Here is an 18440-nt window from a genome sequence, read left to right as displayed (position 1 = left end):
GTGCTTCGGTGAATTACTTCTCGACGATCGCGAGCACGTCGCGGGCCGAGAGGACGAGGTACTCCTCGCCGTTGTACTTCACCTCGGTGCCGCCGTACTTGCTGTACAGCACGACGTCGCCGACGCTGACGTCGAGCGGAAGGCGGTTGCCGTCCTCGAAGCGGCCCGGGCCGACGGCCAGGACGACGCCCTCCTGGGGCTTCTCCTTGGCGGTGTCCGGAATGACCAGGCCCGAAGCCGTGGTCTGCTCGGCGTCGAGCGGCTGGACCACGATGCGGTCCTCGAGCGGCTTGATGGCAACCTTGGAGCTGGTGGTCGTCACGATCCGACCTCCCCCTTCGGAGATCTCACGGGGTTAACTGTCTGAGGTGGCGACCAGGTGGATCCGTCGTCGCGGGTGCCGGACCTGCCCGTCGCGTAGTTGGCACTCTCCAGTGGGGAGTGCCAGGGTTGAGACTATGACTGCGATTAGCACTCGGTCAAGCGGAGTGCCAATGCCTGCGGCGCGTCGGTGGGGTTTTCGTGTGAACGCCGGTCTGTGGAGCGCACCCGGCGTGGAGGTGGGCGTCGCTGGGGGCTGCGCCCCCAGGCCCCCCTTTCGGCCTGGACGGCCTCGTCCTCAAACGCCGGACGGGCTGACAGTGAGGTAATCGTCCAGGCTCGCCACCCTCAGGTGCTGCTCCTCGATCGTCTCCAGCAGATCCTCCGTGTGGGCCGTCAGGTCCACGGACACGATGTCGCCGGGGTGGAGGCGGTGCTCGCCTCGGGTGTAGGTGAGGTGGCCGTCGGTGTTCAGGGACGCGCGCCACAGGACTACGGCCGTGATGCCGCAGTCGGCGGCGGCGCGCAGGGTCGTGGTGTCGTACGTGCCGTACGGGGGGCGGAAGAGGTGGGGGCGGACGCCGAAGCGGGACCTGAGCTTGGTCTGCTGGCCGCAGATCTCGGCGCGCTGGCCGGCGTAGGGCAGGCCCCGCAGGGAGCGGTGGTCCAGGGTGTGGTTCTGGAGGCTCGCGCCCACCGAGCGCAACCCGGCGAAGTGGCCGTACGCCGGTCCGGCCACGGTGTCGGTGAGGAACAGGGTGACGGGGAGCCGCCGCTCGCGGATCAGGGCGGTGAAGCCGGGGTCGCGCTCGGCGCTGTCGTCGTAGGTCAGGAAGACGACCCGGTCGGTGGTGCGGACGTGGTCCACGACGGGCGGGAGGTTCCGGCTCTGGTCGCCGCTCCGGTCGCCGCCCCGGGCCGGTTCCCCGGCGGCCGGGTGTCCGGCGGGGCCGGCGAACTGGGCGCAGCCGGAGAGCAGTACGGCGGCCAGGGCGGCCCCGGCCGGCCGGAACCGCCCTCGCCTCACAGGTAGTCCTCCAGGCGGGCCACCGCGTAGCCCTCGGCGGTGATCCGGTTCAGGAAGCGCCGGGCCATGTCGGTCATCGTGCCGTCCCAGTCCTCGCGGCCCCGGAAGTGGGTGAGGACGATGTCGCCGGGGTGCAGCTCCCGGTCCCACTCGCGGTACTCCCAGTGGTCGACGAACACCTCCTCGCTCCAGATGGGCGCGTACTCGATGCCGCAGGACTTCGCGGCGCGCAGGGTGTCGCGGTTGTAGTTGCCGAAGGGCGGGCGGAAGAGGACGGGGCGCTTGCCGTAGCGCTTCTCCATGACGTCCTGCATCCCGCAGATCTCCCGCTTCTGCTCCGCGTAGGAGAGGCCGGGGAGGTAGGGGTGGCTCAGGGTGTGGTTGTTGAGGGTGACCCCGCGGGCCTGCATCTTCTTGAAGTAGCCGTAGTCGTCCTTGATCTCCTCGTCGGTGAGGAAGACGGTGTACGGGATCTTCAGCTCGCTCATCATCCTCAGGAACGCCCGGTCCTTCTCGGCGCCGTCGTCGATGGTGAGGAAGACGATCTTCTCCTTGGTGGGGATCGTGGTGAAGACCGGCGGGAGGCCGTACCGCTCCTGGCCGTCCACCTCGAAGCCTTCGCGCGCCTTGATCTCCGGCTTCTTCGCCGGGGGCGCGGGGGCGGTCAGCGGGACCCTTTTGAGGTCCCAGCGCTTGGCGGCGGCGACCCGGGCGGCCTGGGCCGCGCGCAGCTTGGCCGCGTACGCGTCGAGCGCGCGGGCCGGGGGTGCCTGGAGGGGCTCCTGACCGTGGGCGCCCCGGACGTCCGAGGTGTCCTGCGCACAGCCGGCGGCGAGGGCGGCCACGGCGAGGACGGCGGTGACGGTGGCGGCGCGTCCGCGCGGTCCGGGGGCAGTCGCCGCCCGCAGCACCCGCGACGCTCGGCTTTTGTCATTTTGTACGACTGCTCGCATGGTGCCGGATCTTCGCAGTCCCGGGCCGCCGGACCCCGTCCGACACCGCGCCGGAGGCACACCATCCACCGACTGGCCCACAATGAGGCGGTGAACGACCTCGACGCCCTGCTCTCCCTGCTCACCCCCGAAGGCCGCGCGCTCCTCGACGAGGTGCGCGACACCGACCCCGCGCGGGAGTTGGCCGTCGCCACCCGGCTGCGCCGCGAGCACCCGGCCGCGCTGGTGTCGGCCGCGCTCGGGCAGGCGCGGCTGCGGCAGCGGGCGGCGGCGAAGTTCGGGGCCGGGGACGCGGGGCGGATGTTCTTCACGGCCAACGGGGTCGAGCAGTCCACTCGGGCGAGCGTGGCGGCGTACCGGGCGGAGCGGTTCGCGGCTCTGGGTGTCACCTCCGTGGCCGACCTGTGCTGCGGGATCGGGGGCGACGCGATCGCGCTGGCCCGGGCCGGCATCCGGGTGCTGGCGGTGGACCGCGACCCGGCGACAGCGGCGGCGGCCCGCGCCAACGCCGAGGCGCTGGGGCTGGCTGAGCTGATCGAGGTGCGCGAGGCGGATGTCGAGGCGGTGGACACCAGCGGGTACGACGCGGTCTTCGTCGACCCGGCCCGGCGCGGCGGCCGGGGGCGGATCTTCGACCCCGAGGCGTACTCGCCGCCGCTGTCCTGGGCCGTCGGCGCGGCCCGTACGGCCTCCCGTGCCGCCGCGCTGAAGGTGGCGCCCGGCATCCCGCACGAGGCGGTGCCGGAGGACGCCGAGGCCGAGTGGATCTCCGACGGCGGGGACGTGAAGGAGGCGGTGCTGTGGTTCGGCGGCGCCGCCGGGGCGGTGCGGGCCACGCTGCTGCCCGGGCCCCGCACCCTGCCCGGCACCGGCCTGCCCGACCCGGAGGTCCGCACACCCGGCCGGTACCTGTACGAGCCGGACGGCGCCGTGATCCGCGCCCACCTGGTCGCCGAGGTCGCCGAACAGGTCGGCGGCGGGCTGCTCGACGCGACCATCGCCTACGTCACCGCGGACGAACTGCTGCCGACGCCGTACGCCACGGCGTACGAGATCACCGACCTGATGCCCTTCAACGTGAAGAAGCTGAAGGCGCTGCTGCGGGAGCGCCGCGTCGGCACGCTGACCGTGAAGAAGCGGGGGTCGGCGGTCGAGCCCGAGGAACTGCGGCGGAAGGTCAAGCCGCAGGGGCCGAACGCGGCGACGGTGTTCATGACCCGGGTCGCGGGGGCGCCGACGATGCTGATCGGGCACCCGGTGCGGAAGCCCTAACCGCACTCCTCCGCCCGGCGGGTCAGCAGTTCGCGCTCGCGTTCGTTGCGGGTCAGGGACGCGGCCCGCTCGAACTCCGCGCGCGCCTCGGCCGGGCGGTCCAGGCGGAGCAGGAGGTCGCCGCGGACGCTGGGGAGCAGGTGGTAGTCGCGCAGGGCCGGTTCGGCGGCCAGGGCGTCGACGAGGGCCAGCGCGGGGGCCGGGCCCTCGGCCATCGACACGGCGACCGCGCGGTTGAGTTCGACGACCGGGGACGGGGTGCGGGCGGCGAGCAGGCCGTAGAGCGCGGCGATGCGCGGCCAGTCGGTCTCCTCGTACGTGTACGCCGTCGCGTGGCAGGCGGCGATGGCGGCCTGGAGGACGTACGGGCCCGGGGCGCCGGAGCCGGCGTGGGCGTGGTCGAGGGCGGTGATGCCGCGGGCGATGAGCAGGCGGCTCCAGCGGCGGCGGTTCTGGTCGCGCAGGAGGACCGGCTCGCCGTCGGGGCCGGTGCGGGCGGCGGTACGGGAGGCCTGGAACTCCAGCAGCGCCGTCAGGCCGTGGACCTCGGGTTCCTTCGGCATCAGGGCGGAGAGGACGCGGGCCAGGCGCAGGGCGTCCTCGCACAGGGCCGGGCGGAGCCAGTCGTCGCCCGTGGTGGCCGCGTACCCCTCGTTGAAGATCAGGTAGATGACCTCCAGGACCGAGCCGAGGCGGGCCGCCCGGTCCGGGCCGTACGGCACCTCGAAGGCGACGTTCTTCGTGGCCAGGGTGCGTTTGGCGCGCACGATGCGCTGCGCGACCGTAGGCTCCGGGACGAGGAAGGCGCGGGCGATCTCGGGCGTGGTCAGGCCGCCGAGCAGCCGCAGGGTCAGGGCGATGCGGGCCTCGGCGGAGAGCACCGGGTGGCAGGCGGTGAAGACCAGCCGCAGCAGGTCGTCGTCGATGTCGTCCGGGTCGGCGGGCTCCACCGGCGGCGTCTCGGCGGGCAGCTCGCGGCCGATCTCCGCGAGCTTGCGGGCGTAGGTCTCCCGGCGCCGGATCAGGTCGACGGCGCGGCGCCGGGCGGTGGCCATGAGCCAGGCGCCGGGGTTGTCGGGCACGCCGTCCCTCGGCCACTGCTCCAGGGCGGCGACCAGCGCGTCCTGCGTGAGTTCCTCGGCGATGCCGACGTCCCGCACGAGCCGGGCGACACCGGCGACGACGCGCGGGGTCTCCAAGCGGAAGACGGTCTCCAGGGCCTCGGTGGGCTGCGGTTCCACAGCCCACCATGCAACACCCTCGCACGGGCCGAGCAAAGCGGAACTCAGCCCTCCATGAGCTGACGCACCTCGCAGGTGACCGTCCAGTACTCCTCGTGCACCTTCAGGAAGCGCTTGGTCCACTCGACGGCCTCGGCCTTGTCCTTGGCCTGGAGCAGGGCGTAGCCGCCGATGACCTCCTTGGACTCGGTGAAGGGCCCGTCGGTGACGGACAGCTGCCCGCCCTCGTAGTGGACGCGGGTGCCGTCGGCGGTCGGGGTGAGGCCGGCCGTGTCGAGCAGGACGCCGGCCTTCGTCATCTCCTCCATCAGCTTCTCCATGCGCTGCACCAGCTCGGGGCTGGGGCCGCCGGAGAGGGTGTCGTTCTCCTCGATGCGGATCAGCGACAGGTAGCGGGGCACGGTGACTCCTCGGGTTCGGCGGCCGGGGTCGCTCCCCGGCCTCTCACCCAGTGCGTCGAACGGGCGGGGCGTGGATCGACATCCGCCGCCGAGTTTTTTCAAGAACTTTCCGGGGGACCGCCACGCAACCGCTAGCGCAGCGATTCCCACAGGTCACCGGCGTCCGGCTCGCGGGCGACCACCCGGTTGGGGTCCCAGGGCGCCGGGTCCACCGGCATGGTGACGGTGCGTACGTCGTCGGCCGCGAGGCCCCCGAGGCTGCGGCCGAGGCCGGTCAGCTCGCCCAGCGAGTCCAGGCCGGTGTCGGTGGTGAGGCTGCCGGTGACCGCGTCCGCCACCTGGTAGAGGCGCGGGGGGTCGGTGAGCAGGTCGGTGGTCGCGATCTGTTCGAGGAGCGCCTTGACCAGGTTCTGCTGGAGCTCTATCCGGGCCAGGTCGCTGCCGCCCGCCAGCCCGTAGCGGGTGCGGGCCAGGCCGAGCGCCTCGGTGCCGTCGAGGTGGTGGGTGCCGGCGTCCAGGTGCAGGTGGCTCTTGTCGTCGTCGATGTCCACGTCCGTGGTGACGGTGACCCCGCCCAGCGCGTCGACCAGCTTGGCGAAGCCGGAGAAGTCGATCTCGATGTAGTGGTCCATGCGGACACCGGTGAAGGACTCGACGGTCTTGACCGCGCAGACCGGTCCGCCCAGTTCGTAGGCGGTGTTGAACATCGCGTTGCTCGCCTCCCGGGTCGAGTCGCCGGACTCCAGCGGGCAGGAGGGACGGTCGACGAGCGTGTCGCGCGGGATGCTGACGACGGTGGCGGCGGTGCGGCCCGCGTCGAGGTGGACGACCATCGCCGTGTCGGAGCGGGCGCCTCCGCTGTCGCCGCCGCCGAGTTCCTGGTTCTCCTCGCCGCTGCGCGAGTCCGAGCCGAGGACGAGGATGTTCAGGGCGCCGGTGGGCACCGGGGACGCGGAGGGCGAGGCGGAGGGGGCGGTGGCCGGGCGGGCGGGTCGGTCGTCGCCGAGCGCGCCCTCGATGTCGACGCTGTTGATGTTGCCGTTCAGGTGCCAGTACGCCCAGCCCGCCGCGGCGAACCCGAGCAGCAGGGCGCCGGCCAGCGCCAGGCCGGCCACCTTGAACCCCTTCGAGCGCCCACCGCGCCCGTCCCGCGCGTCCCGCGCAGCCATGCGTCCGCCCCCGCCCCAGCCGGTCCCGTTCGCGTCCCCACGCGAGTGCCCCGTCGGAGGGAACATAAGTCGGAATTGTTGAATCAGGAACGTGCGGGTCGGGATTCTGCGGAAATTCTCAGACTTCGGCGCGGCCCGGAACCGGCCGCGGTGTCGCTCAGCCGGCGCCGGGCGCCGCCGTGCTGCTGCGCACCTCCAGGCTGGTGGCCAGCTCCACCCGGGTCGCCGACGCGGAGCCGTCGTCCCGCCCGAGGTCCAGGACCAGCCGTGCCGCCGCCTCGGCCATCTCCGTCAGCGGCTGCCGTACGGTCGTCAGCGGCGGCCCCACCCAGCGGGCCACCGGCAGGTCGTCGAAGCCGACCACGCTGAGGTCCTGCGGGATGCGCAGCCCCAGTTCGCGCGCGGCCTCGTACAGGCCCAGCGCCTGGAGGTCGTTGCCGGCGAAGACGGCGGTCGGCCGGTCGGGGCGGCGCAGCAGCTCCAGGCCCCGCCGGTAACCGGCCTCGTGGTGGAAGTCGCCGGTCACGATCAGGTCGGGTTCGACCGGCAGCCCGGCGGTCTCCAGTGCGGCCCGGTAGCCGTCGACGCGGGCGCGGCTGCACATCATCCGCGTGGGTCCGCTGATCGCCCCGATGCGGGTGTGACCGAGGTCGACCAGGTGCCGGGTGGCGGCGAGTCCGCCCTGCCAGTTGGTGGCGCCGATGGACGGCACGTCGGCGCCGGGGTCGCCCGCCGGGTCCATCACCACGAACGGGATGGAGCGGCTGGTGAGCAGGGCCCGCTGGGACTCGTCGAGGCCGGACAGGACCAGGATCACGCCGTGCGGGCGGCGGGCGGCGACCTGGTCGGCCCAGGTCCGGCCGGGCGTGAGGCGCCCCGCGCTCTCGGAGAGCACCACGCTGAGCCCGGTGTCCCGGGCCACGTTCTCCACGCCCCGGATGACCTCCATCGCCCAGGCGCTCTCCAGCTCGTGGAAGACCAGGTCGATCAGCGGCGAACGGGTCGACTCGGCCCGCCGGCGCCGGTAGCCGTGGGTGCGCAGCAGCTCCTCCACGCGGGCCCGGGTCGAGGGCGCGACGTCGGCGCGGCCGTTGAGCACCTTCGAAACAGTCGGCGCCGACACACCGGCCGCACGCGCGATCTCGGCGAGGGTCGCGGTCTGCGCGGACCGCTTTTGCGTCCGGGTTTCAGCGGGCTGCGGGGATGTCATGGCGGCGATCGTAACCCTGCGGGCCCGCTGGACGAAGCCCTCGGCGAACCGGGGACCGGGTGGGTCGCACCGGGCCCGCATCAAAACATTCGCTCTGGGAGCCAAAACATTCGGCGGGCCTGTCCGGGCCCGTCGGTTCAGCCCTCCTCCGTGACCAGTTCGGCCAGTCGGAGGAACGCCTCCGTCGTGGCCGGTCGCAGCCGGTGCAGCTGCCAGTCGGGGGACTGCAGGGCGGGGTCGAAGGGTACGTGCAGGACCTGCCCGGGGTCGACGCGCAGCCGCCTGGCGAACGTCTCCGGCGGCTTCCGGCCCGAGGGGCCGCCGAGGTCGGTGGCGACGACGAGGGCCCGCCGCGCCTGCTCCTCCCGGCCGGCGCCGCGGACGATGGTGAGGGTGCGGACGGCCGCGTCCAGGAACCAGTCCGCGGTCCCGCAGCAGAGGATCAGCCGGTCGGTGTGGTCGAGGACCACGTCGGCCGAGCGGTCGAGCCGCAGCGGGGACCAGTCGGTGAGGACGAAGGGGTAGTAGTGCGCCGTCTGCGCCAGCACGTGCGCGTACTCCTGCTGGTGGGCCGGGTTGGGGCTGAAGTGGCCACTGCGGTGGGCGACCACTTCGAGGCCGGACGGCAGCCGGGTCGTGCGGGCGCGGATCTCCTCGTAGGCCGGTGCGGGCGGCAGGGCCGCGAGGTCGCGTACGACGGCCGGGTTGCGGTCGGTGAGGAAGGCGTCCAGCGATCCCTCGGAGGCGGATCCGTCGAGGGCCAGGACGGGCTCGCCGCGCGCGGCGGCGAGGAGGGAGCCGAGCACCATGGTGGTCGTGGCGCGTCCGCTGTAGTGGTAGGCGCCGATCAGGGTGAGGCGCCTGCTGTGCGGCAGGGGGGCGGTCCGCAGCCGCTCCAGGCTGTGCTGTGCCTCCCGGCGGCCGGCACCGAAGCGCGGCAGCCGCAGCGGCGGGCGTGGCGCGGGGACGGCGGTGGCGGGCGGGGTGAGCGGCACGCGCGCGGCCGGGCCGCCCTGGGCACCGCGTGAAACGGCCTCGCCGAGCTGGAGGCGGGTGCGGGCGACGTAACGGGCGAGGACCTCGGCGACCTCGCCCGCCCCGGGCCGCACGGCCGGGTCCGGGTCCATGCAGCGCAGTACGAGGCGGCGCAGCTGCTCCCAGGTGTCGCCCTGCCACAGGTGCATGCCCTCGGGCAGTCCCGGCAGGTCCCAGCCGGCCTTGGTGCTGATGACCTGGAGCAGCTCCCCGAGGGCCCGCACGTTGTCCTCGCGGGTGGGTGCGGCGCCCGAGCCCAGGTACGTGCCGTCGACGGCGCAGTCCGACAGGTCGCCCAGGACGACGGTGCGGCGCAGCACGTACACGCTGTCGGCGTCCAGGGTGGCGGGCACGAGGCCGTTGAGGTGGCAGAGGGCGACCGCGTTGGCGAGGTAGCAGGAGACGAGCAGGCCCTGCAGGATGTCGAAGGGGGCGGTGCCGTCGGTCAGGGCCCGGGTGAAGATCTCCGAGAGCCGCAGCGGCGGGGCGTCGGGCGCCGCCGCGTCCGCGATCGGGGTCATGGCCAGCCAGGGCGGAGCGTCCCGGAGCCCGCTGGCGAGCAGCACGGGCGCGTACTGGCCGTCCAGCCGGGACAGCGCCTCGGCCTCCACCGTGACGAGTCCGGCGTTGACGGCGGGCAGGTCGGGGCGCGGTACCCGCAGTACGGCCTCCCGGCCCCGCCGGTCGACGCCCCGGTAGACGATCGTGCGCCGCCCGCGCCGACGGCCGCGCAGCTCGTACCGGCCGATCCGGCGCGGGTCGTCCTTGGTGAGCGGCTCCCAGTCGTCCCGGCCGGTGCCGGACCCCGGCGAGCCGGGACCGGGGGTGGGGCGCTCGCCGCCGACCGACACCCCGAACCGGGCGAGCAGCCTGCGCTCGACGCTGGTGAACGGCTGCTGGGAGCCGGGCAGGACGTCGGAGCCGTCGGGATGGAGCAGCCAGGCCGGGAAGTCCGGCGAGTTCCCGGCCAGCTCCTCCAGGCGGCGCCCGATCCGGCGGCCGGTGCGCAGGAGTTCGGCCTGCGGGACCGCGTCGAGCAGGACCGCCTTGGAGGTGTCGGTGAAGTCGAAGACGCGGTGCTTGGCGGGCAGCGGCCCCGACACGGGCGCCGGATGCGGGCGGACCAGGCCGCCGAGGAACACCTCCGCCAGGTGGGAGGTGGTGGCCGGCCAGTCCACCGCCGTCTGCACCAGCCGCATCACGGGAACCGACAGCGGGGCGACCGCCGCGAGGTGGGCGGCCAGGCGGTACGCCTCCGGGGTGGCGGCGTCGCGGAAGTGCTGGGCGCTGCTGAGGTCCCGCGCGGGGGCGACGGCGGCGTACCGGTCGGGGCGGACCAGCAGCGGCAGCTCCACCGTGGTGCCCGGCGAGGCGAGCAGGCGGGACCAGACGCCGAGGGAGCCCGCCGTGGGTTCGAGGACGGGGACCGGGATGTCGTCGAACCGGCTCAGCTCGGGCGGCAGCACCGGGTCGACGACCTGCCACGAGGTGTTGGCGCCGCCGACGCGCCGGGTGGTGGCCTGCCAGCGTTCGGCGGAGATGCCGGAGGCCTCCCACATGTCCGGCGGCAGGGTGTGCAGGAGCGCGACGGGACCGCGGGCCGCCCGCTCGGCGAGCAGCGCGTGCATCGCGCCGGACCGCCAGGCGGGGCCCATGCCGTCGCTGACGACCAGCAGCAGGGTGCGGCCGGAGGGGTCGTTGACGGTGCTCAGCGGCAGTTCGGTGCTGCCCGGGCGGAACGGCCGGGCGTGCAGGCGCGGCCGGCCCGGGGTGCGGGTGTCGAGGCCGAGGACGCGGGTGACCGCGAAGGCTCCGAGGCGTTCCAGGAGGGTGCGCAGTTCGGTGCCGAGCCGGTGCCACAGCAGCATCGACAGGCCGTCGTCGACGAGCAGGACGAGGTTGAGCCAGCGTTCGCGCACGGGCCGTACCACCACGTCGGGCAGGTTGGTCTCGGCGAGTGCGGCGGCCGTGCGGTCCTCGTCGATCTCCGTGCGGTGGCGGCTGTCGTGGCGGCGGCGCAGCGGCCTGAGCGACCGTCCGAGGGCCAGTTCGTTGCCGAGCGCCTTCTCCTCCGGGACGCGCACCGGCAGGGCCCGCCGGGGTTCCTGGCCGGTGGTCGCGAACCGGGGCGGGGAGTCGGGGGTGTTGCGGACGCCCGCGTGCAGGGTGGTGGGGCTGGTGAGGTCCGGCAGTTCCGGGTCGCCGGGCTCGGACGTCCGCTGCGGCGGGGCGGGCCGGTCCGCCGACTCCGGGGCGTCGGAGGGTTCGGGCGGCTGGAGGCGGGCGGGTGTCTGCCGGTGCAGGGGTGCTTCGGCGCCCGCCGGCAGCCGCCGGGCCAGCCACAGCACGTCGAGGACCTGGTCGGCGTCCAGGTCCACCCGGCAGACGCCGAGCAGCCGCAGCGCCTCCGCCAGCCGCTCTCCCCCGGCCGGCATGGTCACATCGCCCCGGTGAGCTGGTGCAGGACGGCGTCCAGCAGCCCCTCCGCGTCCAGGTCGACGCCGCCGGTGCGCAGGAACACCGCGTTGAGCAGCTGGTCGGTGGCGAGTTCACCGAGGGCGCGGCGGCGCAGGAACGCCTCGATCAGGTCGTCCGCCTCCCGCATCGCCTCCGGGCCGAGGTGCGCGGCGACGATGGTGCGCAGCCGCTCCTCGTCGGGCAGCGGCAGGTCGAGCCGCAGACAGCGGCGCAGGAACGCCGGCGGGAAGTCGCGCTCGCCGTTGCTGGTGATGACGACGACGGGGAACTCGGCGCACTGCACGAGCCCCTGGTGCACCCGGACGGTGCCCCGGTGGTCGTGGGTCTGCACCTCGACGTCGGCCATGTCCTCCGGCAGCCGGGTCAGTTCCGGGATGTCGAAGAAGCCCTCCTCGAAGACGGTGAGCAGGTCGTTCGGGAGGTCGACGTCGCCCTTGTCCATCTCGTCGACGAGCAGGCAGCGCGGGCTGGCGGAGGGCACCAGCGCGGTGCCGAGCGGGCCGAGCCGGATGAACGTGCCGACGGGCGGCTCGCGTTCGCCGCGGTCCCGGCTGAGGGTCGTCTCCCGCAGCCGGCCGATGGCGTCGTACTGGTAGAGGGCGTCCTTGACGGTGGAACGGCTGTTGACCGGCCAGCGCAGCAGTTCGCCCAGGCTCAGCTCGTGGGCGACGGCCCGGGCGAGGGAGGACTTGCCGGTGCCGGCCGGTCCGGTGACCAGCAGCGGGCGGCGCAGGTGCAGGGCCGCGTTGACCACGTCGGCGTGCTGAGGCGCGATCACGTAGGGAAGTTCCGGGCGCATCGACCGGGTGGGGACGAAGCGGCGCCACGGCGGCGCCGAGGGCAGGGAGACGGACCGGGGGACGCCGTCGCCGCGGAAGAGGCGCCACTCGGCCTCGGCAGCGGATGTCATGTGCTCTCCTGGGGTTCGGTCAGGTGCAGGCGGGGCACGGTGCGGTCGGCGTCCGCCCAGGCGAGTACCGGGCGGCCGGGGTAGTCGGGCGGGCTGGCCTTGGCTCCCGCGCGGTAGTCGCGTACTCCGTCGGGCATCTCACGGGTGGCGACCCGCTCCATGTGGCGGACGGTGTGGGCGGCCCCGTCGCGGCCGCGGTCCCACACCACCACCGGTATGCCCAGGGCGAGGCAGGTCTGCACGATGCCGTCCCGCGGGCCGGGCGGTACGTCCACACAGACGCGTACGGTGTCGAGCTGGTTGACGAGCCGGGAGTAGATGGTGTCGCGGTCCATCGCCTCGGAGACGACGAAGGTCTTGCCCGAGTCGAGCCGGTCCCAGCGGCTGCGCCAGTGGCCCATGAAGCGCCCGTGCCTGCGCAGGAGTTCGGGGCAGTGCACCACCAGCGGGAACTCCACGCCGAGCACGCCCGGAACCAGCGCTTCCGGGTCCCGTACCGTCCACTCGTCCACGGGCAGGTTGAGGCCCGCCCGGTCGACCAGGACCTCGACGAGGGGCGGCCGTTCGTCCCGGGCGGGCGGGGTGAGGGAGTCGAGCACGCGCAGCACCTCGCGGGCCGCCTCGGGCGCGGAGTACGAGCGCACGCTGTCGGTGGAGACCTGGCGCGGTCCGGCGCCCTCGTCGCACCAGATCCGCAGCCGGTGACGGCCCTGCCCGGCCGGTGTCACCTGGACCAGCACGCGGACGCGGGCGGCGCGGGCGCGCAGGGAGCGCACCCACTCCTGGGCGTCGGCGCGGCGTTCGCCGAGCGCCGCCCGTTCGATGCCGAGCCGGGTCGCCACCCCGTCCGCCCACAGCCGCAGCTCGGCCCGTCGGGCACCGGGGCACAGCGCGCCGACGTACTCCATCACCCGCAGCAGTGCGGGCACCCTGCGCTCCCCGCTGCCCGCACGGCCGTCGCCGGGCAGCGCCTCCAGGTGGTCGAGGAGGGCCTCCGCGGTGTCGCCGCCGGGCAGGGCCGCCAGGTGCGGCAGGGCGGCGCGGACCGCCTCGGGGAACCGGGCGAGCACCTCCGGTTCCATCGTGCGCAGGTGCTTGCGCAGGGCGGTGTGCTCCTGCGGGGAGAGCAGCCTGGGGGTGCGGGCCAGTCCGCCCGCGGCCAGCACCCGGTCGGCGTCCTGCGGGGCGCCGCGCCGCAGGTTCCCGGCCAGCGCCGCGAGGGCCCGCGGGTGGGTGAGCAGGAACGCGGCGAACTCCTCGGGCGTGGGCGGGGTGACGTCGCTGCCGGGCGCGACCCCGCAGGCCCGGGCCAGCCGCTGGGCACCGGCCACCCGGCTGCTCGCCGAGGGGAAGGTGTCCTCGATCGCCTCCAGCAGCAGCAGGAAGGCGGGGTCGTCCGGGTCGAGCTGCTCGGACGCCGCGCCCTCCAGCAGGCCCAGCGGGCGCAGTTCGTCCTCGACGCGCTGCCAGGGCACGCCCCAGCTGCGCCGCACCAGGTGCTGGGGGCTGTACGGGAGGGGAGCGCCGGTGCCGGGGTTCCGGGGCGGCATGAAGTGGGCGACGACCAAGCCGACCACGGCCCGCTCGCTCGGGCACCACAGCGGGCCGCCGCTGTAGCCGGGGCCGACCGCCATGCCGGTGGGCGCCCCGTCCAGATAGGCGCGGGAGCGGCCGGGCCCGTGCACGGTGAGACGGGCGTAAGTGGCCGCCGCGCCGGTGCCGTGCCAGGCGTCCACCTGCTGACCGGCCGCCATGGCCGTCAGCCGGGGCCCGGCGGGCAGGCCGCCGGGCGGACCGTCGACCCGGAGTACGGCGAGGTCGCCGAGCCACTCGTCGTCCTGCGGCGGCACCGCCCCGCCCGCCGAGGCGCGCGGGGCGATCCAGTGGGCCACCCGGGCCGGGTAGCGCGCGGCGGCGCCGCCGTCGTCGTGAACCTCGACGGCGATCTCGTCCGGGCCGGGTGCGCGCGGCTCCAGCATCGGTCTGTCCAGGGCGGCGTTGACCACGTGCGCGCAGGTCAGCACGGTGTCGCCGCCGAGCACGAAGCCCGCCCCCACGGTCCTGCCGTCCTCGGCCCGCCGTATCGACACGACGTACCGGGAGGGATCGCCGGCACCGTCCCCCGCGGTTCCGAACCACCCCACGCCTCACTCCCCGGCGGTCGTCGTGCCGGGGTCGGGTGCGGGTCTCCAGCTCGCGGTGACGGTGAGGTGGGCCGTGCCCGTGCCGCCCACGATCCCGAGCTTGAGGTCCTGCCCCACCTGGACGCCGAAGGTGACGCTCAGTTCGGTGGGCGGATCGGGGACGTCCGTGGCCGCGTCGTGGACCTCCTGGATGAGCGGCCCCAGCGGGCTCAGCGCGCCGCGCAGCGCCCCGGTCGCGAACTGGGCGACGGAGCCCCTCTTCCGGGCCACCGGCACCGCCCGGCCCATGCCGTCCGGCAGGTCGTCGTCGTCCGGGACCGGGACCGTGCCGTCCGCGGGCGCCAGCAGGAACCGGACCGGCGTACCGTCGTCGAGTTCGAGGTCAGGTGAAGTGGACACGCTCATATTCTCGTCGGCGGGGCCCGGTTCGGCGGCGCCCTCGGCCAACTCGGTTACCCGATCGATGCATTGCGCACCGGATCAGTCACCGACCGACTCGAACCGCCACCGGTGCACCTGACGGGTGACCAGGTCGCCGTCGGGTTCGGGCAGTTCCGGAAGTTCGGCGTCGTACGGCGCGTCCCACCAGGTGATGACCAGGACCCGGTCCTGCGGGGCGCGCAGGGTCTCGCGGCGGAGCGGGGTGCCGGCGAGCGGCTGGGCGCGGGTCCAGGCCAGCAGGTCCGCGCCCCGGCCGGGCACCGCCCGCGCCTCCCACATCAGGGCGACCGTCACGAGTACAGGTTCTCCTTGCTGACCTCGTGGACGTGGTCGTGCGAGTGGCCGTGGCCGTTCCCGGGCACGTGCGGGTCGGTCACCGGCAGCGACGAGTCCGCCGACAGGTCCCAGTCCGAGGCGGCCCGGTTGCGGGCGACCATCTCGGCGCCGAGGGCGGCCACCATGGCGCCGTTGTCCGTGCAGAGCTTGGGGCGCGGCACCCGCAGCCGGATCCCGGCCGCCTCACAGCGCTCCTGGGCCAGCGCGCGCAGCCGGGAGTTGGCGGCGACGCCGCCGCCGATCATCAGGTGGTCGACGCCCTGGTCCTTGCAGGCGCGCACCGCCTTGCGGGTCAGCACGTCCACGACCGCCTCCTGGAAGGACGCCGACACGTCCCGCACCGGCACCTCCTCCCCCGCCGCCCGCTTCGCCTCGATCCAGCGGGCCACGGCCGTCTTCAGCCCGGAGAAGGAGAAGTCGTACGCCGGGTCGCGCGGACCGGTCAGCCCGCGCGGGAAGGCGATCGCGTTCGGGTCGCCCTCGCGCGCGTACCGGTCGATGACCGGGCCGCCGGGGAAGCCCAGGTTCAGCACCCGGGCGATCTTGTCGAAGGCCTCGCCGGCCGCGTCGTCGATGGTGGCGCCCATCGGGCGGACGTCGGAGGTGATGTCCGTCGAGAGCAGCAGCGAGGAGTGGCCGCCGGAGACCAGCAGCGCCATCGTCGGCTCGGGGAGCGCGCCGTGCTCCAGCTGGTCGACGCAGATGTGCGAGGCGAGGTGGTTGACGCCGTACAGGGGCTTGCCGAGGGCGTAGGCGTACGCCTTGGCCGCCGAGACGCCGACCAGCAGGGCGCCGGCCAGGCCCGGACCGGCGGTGACGGCGATGCCGTCGAGGTCGCGGGCGCTGACCCCGGCCTCCTTGAGGGCGCGGTCGATGGTGGGGACCATCGCCTCCAGGTGGGCGCGGCTGGCCACCTCGGGGACGACGCCGCCGAAGCGGGCGTGCTCGTCGACGCTGGACGCGATGGCGTCGGCCAGCAGGGTGGTGCCGCGGACGACACCGACGCCGGTCTCGTCGCAGGAGGTCTCGATCCCGAGGACGAGCGGCTCGTCGCGTGAGTCAGCCATGGTTGTCGGTTCCTCGTTCGGTTCCCGGTACGGAGGTGGAAGGGTCGGTCAGGCGCATCACCAGGGCGTCCACGTTGCCCGGCTGGTAGTAGCCGCGCCGGAAGCCGATGGGCTCGAAGCCGAACCGCTCGTACAGCCGCTGGGCGCGGGTGTTGTCCACCCGGCACTCCAGCAGCACCTCGGTGCACTCGAAGGCGGTCGCCGCCCGCAGCAGCTCGGTCAGCAGCCGCGCGCCGAGGCCGGTCCCCCAGTGGTCGCGGGCGACGGCGATGGTCTGCACGTCGCCCTGCTCCCCGGAGGTGACGAGGCCGGCGTAGCCGACGAGGCGGCCGTCCTCCTCGGCGACCAGGTACCGCCGGGTCGCCCCGGGGCCGCGCGCGTGGGCCAGCTCGGACCAGAACATGCCCCGCGACCAGGCGTCCTCCGGGAACAGCTCGCGCTCCATGCGGAGCACGGGGTCGATGTCCCACCAGCGCATCTCACGGAGCCCGGCGTCCAGGGCCGGGGTCACGGGTTGGGTCGCTCCGGTCACTTGGGGGTGACCACCTTGTAGTTCTTGGGGACCTGGGCGTCGGGCCTGCGCAGGTACAGCGGCCGGGGCTCGGGCAGCTTCTCGCCCGCGGCCAGCTTCTCGGCGGCCAGGCACGCGAGGGCGGCGGCGGACACGTGCTCGGGCTCGTGCGCCTTCGGGAAGGTGTCCGGGTAGAGCAGCGCGCCCGCGCCGACGGCCGGGAGTCCGGCCACCTGCCCGGCGATGTCCGCGGGGCGGTCGACGGCCGGGTCGGTGAGGCGGGTGCGGGAGTCGGCGTAGCGCGCCCAGTAGACCTCCTTGCGGCGGGCGTCGGTCGCCACCACGAAGGGCCCCTCCAGGTCGGCGGCGTAGGCGAGGCCGTCCAGCGTGCACACGCCGTGCACGGGCACCCCGAGCGCGAGCCCGAAGGTGTCCGCGGTCATCAGGCCGACGCGCAGCCCCGTGTACGGGCCGGGGCCGATGCCGGCGACGACCCCGGTGACGGCGTCGAGCCGCAGTCCGGCCTCGGCGAGCACCCGGTCGACGGCGGGCAGCAGCAGCTCACCGTGCCGGCGTGCGTCCACCTGGCTCGACGAGGCGATGACGTCCGTACCGTCGTGCAGCGCGACGGTCACGGCGGGCGTGGCGGTATCCAGAGCGAGCAAGAGCACGCAAACAGCCTAGGGCCTGTCCGGCAATTCCCGTCGTCCGCCCGAAGGGCGGGCCCCGCGGCGTCTGGTGCGTGCGATCGCAAGGCGCCGGAGCGCCCTCGATGGGGGTCCCCCCGATCGAGCGAAGCCGAGAGTGGGGGAGGAGCCACGTGGGCGTTTCGGCAACGCCGCGAGCGTGCGTGCCAGGCGTCGCGGGGCAGACGGGAATTGCCGGACAGGCCCTGTGGCGCCGCGCGCCCCTCGGCGGACGCCCGGTCGGCGGCCCCCGTCCACACCCGTGTCGCACAGCGCGGTCGCCACGTCACGGACTGCTACCGTCGCCCGGGAACGCAGGCACGACGTACGACGACGAGGTGGTCGCCCGTGGCAAGCAGCAGCGCCGGTTTCGTCACCGGCCTCACCGCGGCCGCCCTCGCGACCATCGGCTTCCTCGCCCACCAGGCGTCGGCCAACGTCCCGGCCGACCTCGGCCGGACCCAGGTGAGCAGCACACCCGCCCCGGGCGCCTCCAAGGCGCCGCGCGACCGCAGGCATCCCGAGGCGCTGCCGACCGGGTCCGGTCAGGGTGAACGGGTGGTGTACTCGGTGGACGACGACCGGGTGTGGCTGGTCGGCGCGGGCGGCAAGGTGCGGCGCACCTTCCGGGTCACGCCCAGCACGGTCGACCCGGCGCCGGGCACCTACGCGGTCACCTCCAGGTCCAACCGGGTCACCGGGTCCGACGGCGTCCCGGTCGAGCACGTCGTGCGCTTCACCAGCACCGAGGGCGTGGTCATCGGGTTCAGCGCGGCGCTCGACGGCTCGACGGCGAAGCCCGATCCGGGCGAGCGCACCGGCGGCATCCGGGAGTCGCGCGCGGACGGCGACGCGATGTGGCGGTTCGCGACGATCGGGCAGCCGGTCGTCGTCGTTCCCTGAGACGCGGCGCCTTGGGAGGTCAGGCGGCCTCGCGGTGCTCCCGGACGGGCCAGCGGGTCTCCGGTTCGGGTGCGCGCGGCGGCGTCGAGACCGCCGCGGCGGCGGCGCAGGACGCCAGCAGTTCACTCATGGGCACACCGCTGAGCGCGGTCGACTGCGGCCTCGGGCGGGCCTGCGGCTCGGTCTGGGACATGGACGCCTCCTGAAGGTCGGGGGCGGGCGTGGTTAGGCATGCCTAACCACGAGCTGGGTACCATGTGACCACGCGCAAGACCCGGAACGCAATATTTTGCCGACGCCTTGTCGGAACATCCCGGCGGCGTTCCGCGGGGGCC

At 74.3% G+C, this 18440-nt stretch carries 18 protein-coding genes; 2 read left to right on the top strand and 16 right to left on the bottom strand.

All coding sequences use genetic code 11. The annotated features are described in order from the left end of the window. Nucleotides 1-13 precede the first annotated feature (13 nt). The 3 genes from groES to ACFC1X_RS09835 all read right to left on the bottom strand — a co-directional run bounded on the left by groES (nucleotide 14) and on the right by ACFC1X_RS09835 (nucleotide 2301). On the bottom strand, nucleotides 14-322 hold the full coding sequence (groES, locus tag ACFC1X_RS09845; protein ID WP_003974211.1) for a co-chaperone GroES: 309 nt from the start codon (nucleotides 320-322) through the stop codon (nucleotides 14-16). 297 nt (nucleotides 323-619) lie between these two features. Next, the gene (locus tag ACFC1X_RS09840; RefSeq protein ID WP_376350537.1) at nucleotides 620-1348 is read right to left on the bottom strand and encodes a polysaccharide deacetylase family protein; all 729 of its coding nucleotides are present in this window, start codon (nucleotides 1346-1348) and stop codon (nucleotides 620-622) included. Then, entirely contained in the window at nucleotides 1345-2301 is a 957-nt protein-coding gene (locus ACFC1X_RS09835) for a polysaccharide deacetylase family protein (RefSeq protein WP_376350535.1), read from the bottom strand. Before ACFC1X_RS09835 ends, ACFC1X_RS09840 begins: the two co-directional genes overlap by 4 nt. On the opposite strand from ACFC1X_RS09835, the gene ACFC1X_RS09830 reads away from it, so the two are divergent. Beyond that, on the top strand, nucleotides 2284-3573 hold the full coding sequence (locus ACFC1X_RS09830) for a methyltransferase domain-containing protein (protein WP_376350532.1): 1290 nt from the start codon (nucleotides 2284-2286) through the stop codon (nucleotides 3571-3573). The genes ACFC1X_RS09835 and ACFC1X_RS09830 overlap by 18 nt on opposite strands. Here ACFC1X_RS09830 and ACFC1X_RS09825 read toward each other — a convergent pair. The 12 genes from ACFC1X_RS09825 to tsaB all read right to left on the bottom strand — a co-directional run bounded on the left by ACFC1X_RS09825 (nucleotide 3570) and on the right by tsaB (nucleotide 17187). Next, the gene (locus tag ACFC1X_RS09825; RefSeq protein ID WP_376350529.1) at nucleotides 3570-4814 is read right to left on the bottom strand and encodes an RNA polymerase sigma factor; all 1245 of its coding nucleotides are present in this window, start codon (nucleotides 4812-4814) and stop codon (nucleotides 3570-3572) included. The genes ACFC1X_RS09830 and ACFC1X_RS09825 overlap by 4 nt on opposite strands. Nucleotides 4815-4858: 44 nt before the next feature. Next, a complete protein-coding gene (locus ACFC1X_RS09820) occupies nucleotides 4859-5215 on the bottom strand; it encodes a YciI family protein (protein ID WP_376350526.1) in 357 nt (118 codons plus the stop codon). 131 nt (nucleotides 5216-5346) lie between these two features. Continuing rightward, complete coding sequence (locus ACFC1X_RS09815) at nucleotides 5347-6384, bottom strand: LCP family protein (RefSeq protein ID WP_376350523.1); 1038 nt, start codon at nucleotides 6382-6384, stop codon at nucleotides 5347-5349. Nucleotides 6385-6541: 157 nt separating this feature from the next. Further along, on the bottom strand, nucleotides 6542-7594 hold the full coding sequence (locus ACFC1X_RS09810; RefSeq protein ID WP_376350520.1) for a LacI family DNA-binding transcriptional regulator: 1053 nt from the start codon (nucleotides 7592-7594) through the stop codon (nucleotides 6542-6544). Between the two features lie 137 nt (nucleotides 7595-7731). Beyond that, nucleotides 7732-11064, bottom strand: a complete 3333-nt coding sequence (locus tag ACFC1X_RS09805; protein WP_376350518.1) for an SAV_2336 N-terminal domain-related protein — start codon at nucleotides 11062-11064, stop codon at nucleotides 7732-7734. Nucleotides 11065-11066: 2 nt separating this feature from the next. Next, nucleotides 11067-12017: an AAA family ATPase gene (locus ACFC1X_RS09800; RefSeq protein ID WP_376350515.1), complete on the bottom strand. Its 951-nt coding sequence runs from the start codon at nucleotides 12015-12017 to the stop codon at nucleotides 11067-11069. Next, nucleotides 12014-14161, bottom strand: coding sequence for a trypsin-like peptidase domain-containing protein (locus tag ACFC1X_RS09795; protein WP_376350512.1), 2148 nt, complete (start codon nucleotides 14159-14161; stop codon nucleotides 12014-12016). Before ACFC1X_RS09795 ends, ACFC1X_RS09800 begins: the two co-directional genes overlap by 4 nt. Before the next feature lie 3 nt (nucleotides 14162-14164). Then, a complete protein-coding gene (locus tag ACFC1X_RS09790) occupies nucleotides 14165-14560 on the bottom strand; it encodes a CU044_2847 family protein (protein WP_376350510.1) in 396 nt (131 codons plus the stop codon). 81 nt (nucleotides 14561-14641) lie between these two features. Continuing rightward, entirely contained in the window at nucleotides 14642-14896 is a 255-nt protein-coding gene (locus tag ACFC1X_RS09785) for a hypothetical protein (protein ID WP_376350507.1), read from the bottom strand. Further along, complete coding sequence (gene tsaD / locus ACFC1X_RS09780) at nucleotides 14893-16005, bottom strand: tRNA (adenosine(37)-N6)-threonylcarbamoyltransferase complex transferase subunit TsaD (RefSeq protein WP_376350505.1); 1113 nt, start codon at nucleotides 16003-16005, stop codon at nucleotides 14893-14895. The genes ACFC1X_RS09785 and tsaD overlap by 4 nt, the downstream gene beginning before the upstream one ends. Beyond that, nucleotides 15998-16483, bottom strand: coding sequence for a ribosomal protein S18-alanine N-acetyltransferase (gene rimI / locus ACFC1X_RS09775; protein ID WP_376351027.1), 486 nt, complete (start codon nucleotides 16481-16483; stop codon nucleotides 15998-16000). Before rimI ends, tsaD begins: the two co-directional genes overlap by 8 nt. 50 nt (nucleotides 16484-16533) lie before the next feature. Beyond that, nucleotides 16534-17187 carry a tRNA (adenosine(37)-N6)-threonylcarbamoyltransferase complex dimerization subunit type 1 TsaB gene (gene tsaB / locus ACFC1X_RS09770; protein ID WP_376350502.1) on the bottom strand — a complete coding sequence of 218 codons (654 nt, stop codon included), beginning with the start codon at nucleotides 17185-17187 and terminating at the stop codon, nucleotides 16534-16536. Nucleotides 17188-17550: 363 nt separating this feature from the next. Here tsaB and ACFC1X_RS09765 point away from each other — a divergent pair, with 363 nt between their 5' ends. Then, nucleotides 17551-18105 carry a hypothetical protein gene (locus ACFC1X_RS09765; RefSeq protein WP_376350499.1) on the top strand — a complete coding sequence of 185 codons (555 nt, stop codon included), beginning with the start codon at nucleotides 17551-17553 and terminating at the stop codon, nucleotides 18103-18105. A 19-nt stretch (nucleotides 18106-18124) separates the two neighbouring features. Here the strand turns inward: ACFC1X_RS09765 and ACFC1X_RS09760 are convergent, their stop codons facing one another. Further along, on the bottom strand, nucleotides 18125-18298 hold the full coding sequence (locus tag ACFC1X_RS09760; protein WP_376350496.1) for a hypothetical protein: 174 nt from the start codon (nucleotides 18296-18298) through the stop codon (nucleotides 18125-18127). Nucleotides 18299-18440 lie beyond the last annotated feature (142 nt).

The sequence above is a fragment of the Streptomyces sp. NPDC056128 genome (genome assembly GCF_042263835.1).
GTDB lineage: Bacteria > Actinomycetota > Actinomycetes > Streptomycetales > Streptomycetaceae > Streptomyces.
The sequence above is the reverse complement of the archived record's forward strand: the minus strand, read 5'-3'. Positions and strand labels throughout refer to the sequence as shown.

What these genes read in the sequence shown, in the direction of transcription:
- ACFC1X_RS09835 (WP_376350535.1), bottom strand. Translation starts at nt 2,301, where the DNA reads ATGCGAGCAGTCGTACAAAATGACAAAAGCCGAGCGTCGCGGGTGCTG.
- ACFC1X_RS09815 (WP_376350523.1), bottom strand. Translation starts at nt 6,384, where the DNA reads ATGGCTGCGCGGGACGCGCGGGACGGGCGCGGTGGGCGCTCGAAGGGG.
- ACFC1X_RS09810 (WP_376350520.1), bottom strand. Translation starts at nt 7,594, where the DNA reads ATGACATCCCCGCAGCCCGCTGAAACCCGGACGCAAAAGCGGTCCGCG.
- ACFC1X_RS09805 (WP_376350518.1), bottom strand. Translation starts at nt 11,064, where the DNA reads ATGCCGGCCGGGGGAGAGCGGCTGGCGGAGGCGCTGCGGCTGCTCGGC.
- ACFC1X_RS09800 (WP_376350515.1), bottom strand. Translation starts at nt 12,017, where the DNA reads ATGACATCCGCTGCCGAGGCCGAGTGGCGCCTCTTCCGCGGCGACGGC.
- tsaD (WP_376350505.1), bottom strand. Translation starts at nt 16,005, where the DNA reads ATGGCTGACTCACGCGACGAGCCGCTCGTCCTCGGGATCGAGACCTCC.
- rimI (WP_376351027.1), bottom strand. Translation starts at nt 16,483, where the DNA reads ATGCGCTGGTGGGACATCGACCCCGTGCTCCGCATGGAGCGCGAGCTG.
- ACFC1X_RS09760 (WP_376350496.1), bottom strand. Translation starts at nt 18,298, where the DNA reads ATGTCCCAGACCGAGCCGCAGGCCCGCCCGAGGCCGCAGTCGACCGCG.